Source organism: Nostoc sp., from assembly GCF_054880495.1.
This window is the reverse complement of sequence record NZ_JBTYKD010000379.1, coordinates 1-3,564: the sequence shown is the minus strand read 5'-3', so window position 1 is coordinate 3,564 and position 3,564 is coordinate 1. Positions and strand designations below refer to the sequence as shown.

The 3,564-nt window shown below is 40.9% G+C and carries 3 protein-coding genes and 1 pseudogene; 3 read left to right on the top strand and 1 reads right to left on the bottom strand.

Translation table 11 applies throughout. The annotated features are described in order from the left end of the window. The first annotated feature begins 182 nt into the window (after nucleotides 1–182). Entirely contained in the window at nucleotides 183–1,367 is a 1,185-nt protein-coding gene (locus tag ACYTXL_RS32155) for an AbrB family transcriptional regulator (protein WP_461928148.1), read from the top strand. Nucleotides 1,368–1,580: 213 nt separating this feature from the next. Then, nucleotides 1,581–2,396 carry a DUF1838 domain-containing protein gene (locus ACYTXL_RS32150; protein WP_461928147.1) on the top strand — a complete coding sequence of 272 codons (816 nt, stop codon included), beginning with the start codon at nucleotides 1,581–1,583 and terminating at the stop codon, nucleotides 2,394–2,396. Between the two features lie 138 nt (nucleotides 2,397–2,534). Here ACYTXL_RS32150 and ACYTXL_RS32145 read toward each other — a convergent pair. Continuing rightward, nucleotides 2,535–2,762, bottom strand: a pseudogene (locus ACYTXL_RS32145) (glutaminase); the annotation flags it as partial. Between the two features lie 203 nt (nucleotides 2,763–2,965). Here ACYTXL_RS32145 and ACYTXL_RS32140 point away from each other — a divergent pair. After that, on the top strand, nucleotides 2,966–3,564 hold a 599-nt coding region (locus ACYTXL_RS32140; RefSeq protein WP_461928146.1), incomplete at its 3' end, for an RNA-guided endonuclease InsQ/TnpB family protein.

Genomic DNA, 3,564 nt, shown 5'->3' with positions numbered 1-3,564 from the left:
GGAGAGGGACTTTGAAATTCTGGCTCCCCTTCTCCCAGAGATGGGAGAAGGGGTTGGGGGATGAGGGCAAATCCTTTTCATCAAAGAAGAACTACAGGTTTCAAGATAGACGCGGTTTAGTTATCTTGGGCGATCGCGTTAGCTTAAATGCATAGTTAAATTAATAAAAAAAGCTTGTATCGATGAATGAAAGTCTAAGTGTTGCTGCCAACCTCGAAGAACACACTCATGAAAATCCTGTTGTTACCAAACAACAGCTATTTGTAAAAAAACTAATTGTCCTTGTCTTGGAAATGCTTTTGGCATTACCTTTGGGTTTACTGCTGGCAAAGTTCCAAATTGGCAGGATTGCCTGGATATTTGGCGGGATTGCTGCTGGTACAGTAGTTCTTCAAGGGTGTCGAGTTTTATATGAATATTCCCCACAACCTAACCGCACTGCTAGAAAAGTGGGAATGGCACTTGTCGGCTTAACTATCGGCGCTTCTAATGCCCACACGAATCTAGCTAGTGTTGTTTCTGGTATTCCGATATTTATTTTTATTACCTTGTTTATGCTGCTGAGTGGAGGTTGTATTGGTTACATTTACTCTCGCGTCAGCAAAACTAACTTATTTACAGCAATGCTGGCTACAGTTCCTGGTGGTGTAGGAATTATGGCAGCGATCGCCGCTGATTACAATAAAAATGTGAGTTTGGTTGCCCTAGTTCAGGCGATTCGCGTCACTTCAGTAATTGTTCTAATCCCCCTCATCGCTAGGACATCAGTTGGTAATTACTATCCGCAAACACTCCCAATCAACGGTGCTTGGCTCAATCTCGATCCATCTCAACTAGGTTTACTCTTGTTAGTACTGCTCATCACTGGATTAGTAGTTTATCCAGCAATATTATTTAACATTCCTGCTGGCGATTTCTTTGGTGCATTGTTGATTGGTATTGGGTTTAATCCTTTGCTGCATTGGCTGCCTTTTGTGGGTGATATTAGCTTTAGTCCGCCGCCTTTAATTAACTTATTAGGTCAAATGCTGCTGGGAATTACTATTGGTGAGTATTGGGGAGACAAACCCAACTTTAATCGGCGGACTGTCGGCTATGCTTTGATGTCTGTGGCGATGACCCTCGTAGCGGGAGCGATCGCTGCTATACTTGCAATGCAATTAACCTCTTGGGACTGGTTAACCTGTCTCTTAGTCACAGCACCAGGAGGATCGGCAGAAATGATCCTAGTTTCCCTGGTATTGAATCATAATGTTGAAATTGTTACAACTGGTCATTTAGTGCGACTAATTGCGATTAACAGTTCCCTACCACTTTGGGTATTTTTGTTTCGCCGTCTGGATGAGCAATTTTCTAAACCAGTTTAATTATGGTTTATCCAATAGCCCAAGAAAACCTCACCCTGGTTTTGCTATGCAAAACCTGTCCCTCTCCGTGAGTTCGGAGAGGGATGTCCGTTAGGAGAGGGTGAGGTTTTAAGGACTTTTAGATAAGCGGAGATAAAACTCCTAACTCCAGTAGAGACGCGATTAATCGCGTCTCTACTCCCCACTCCCTTTCAAATACTAAGGATGCTTTAGATGGTTGCCCAAATTCAAGAACTTGAAGCCCAGCACTGGGTTAAAACTCGTTCTTCCCTCGATCCTAGCGAATCGACTTTCCTGATTTGGAAAGGTAAAATTTACGCCTTTATCCCCGGTGGGAAAAAACAACTCCTATTTAAGATGCTGGGATTGAGCGTTAGCCGATGTATTCCCACAGCAGAAGGTAGCTGGGATTTTACTTCTAGGGAACTGACTTACTATCTCAACCCAAAAACAGATGAGGTTTTGTCCAAATGGGAGAATCCTTGGACAGGCGAGACAGTTCCAGTGATTCACGTTGCTAATAATCCTGTGCAGGGAACGTTTGAGGGAAATTTCCCCGCCCAAGTCGATGGTGACAGTACAACCTTCGTTTTTGATATATTTCCCTATTACCCCAATCCTTTAGCAGACGATCGCAAATTTGCCGAATATAGCCCAAATCCAATTTATCAGGCAGCAGAATTATTTAAATTAACTGTGCCAACCGCAGATTTATTCAACCCAGCACTTAAATCAGTTTCTCAACTCCAATTGAGTTGGGATAGAATTGGTCAATGGCTTCCCTGGATGAAAATGGGCGATCGCCCCGGTCAACTAATCTACAGTGCAGTTGGCAGCAAAATCAATGGTTTAACAGAACTGCCCCCACTGCTGCAAGACGAAATTAATAACCGTATTCCTTTATATAAACAAGCCCCAAAAGCATTAATAGATGGGGAAGATATGACTTCCTGGTTGTATTTCCAAAAACACTTTCAAGCTTACTTGGCTGGTGAAATCTTCCCACTTCCCCAAGCAGAAGAGTTGTAAACTCTTGCCAGAAGATAGCTGATGATGATCCGAGAAGCAAACTTAGCCGATGCACTAGCGATCGCTAAATTGAGGATTGGATAATGCGTACTGGTGACAAGCGGATAAGTCAACTAGGGGAATAACCCAATGCCCACTTCACTCTTGACCTGAACAATCAAATAGATGTAAACCTAACCGTTGAGAAAGTTTTTCACACACCTTTACCCCCCGTACACTGTTACCACGTACATCCAGCAGGGGCGAAAAAACTCCAATGCCCATCTTATTTGCTACAACGGCGATAATCCCACCACAAATTCCACTTTTCGCCGGAATCCCAATTTTATAAGCCCACTCGCCTGCAAAGTTGTACATGCCGCAGGTATTGGTAAACTTCGCTGATTTTATAGACAAATATTTACAAATGTAGCCAAATGGTTGAAAATGGTTACATAGGTCGAAAAACAACTATGAAATTATCGGATTAGGCTAAATCAATAGGTGTGAGGGATAAAAAGCGATTGCGAATGTGGAAACGCGGAGATTTAAACGCAACTCAGCTAACTACTGGAATGTCCAATAGTTAAATGCTTGCAGGAGGAGGAATGCAGTTAGTTGAAAAGCACGTAATCAAGAGTTCTCATAAGTACTACCAAGAAATTGATAACTTATGCTTTCTGTCTAAAAACCTTTACAATGCGTCTAACTACTTGATTAGACAAAATCTATTTAAGACAGGTAAAATTCTGAATTATAATCAGGTTCAAAAACTCACTCAAGAATCTGTTGATTATAAAGCAATACCTGCGAAAGTAAGTCAACAAATTTTAATGGTTTTAGACAGAAATTGGAAAAGTTTTCTAGCTGCTTTAAAAGCTTACGAAAAGAATCCATCCAAGTTTTTAAGTAAGCCGAAGTTACCAAAATATAAAAATAAAGTTGAAGGTAGAAACTTAGTTGTTTATACTGTTCAAGCTTTGTCAAAACCGGCGCTAGTAAAAGGTTTGATTAAGTTAAGTCAGACGAAAATTGTACTGAGAACAAAAGCTAATAATATTGCACAAGTTAGAATAGTACCAAAGCTTGACCATTATCTTGTTGAAATTGTTTACAACAAAGAAATAGAACCTCATCTTCTTGAGCAAAGTAAAATTGCTAGCATAGATTTAGGATTGAATAATTTAGC

Excerpts from the sequence above, each read along its gene's own strand:
- ACYTXL_RS32155 (WP_461928148.1), top strand. The coding sequence starts at position 183 with ATGAATGAAAGTCTAAGTGTTGCTGCCAACCTCGAAGAACACACTCAT.
- ACYTXL_RS32150 (WP_461928147.1), top strand. The coding sequence starts at position 1,581 with ATGGTTGCCCAAATTCAAGAACTTGAAGCCCAGCACTGGGTTAAAACT.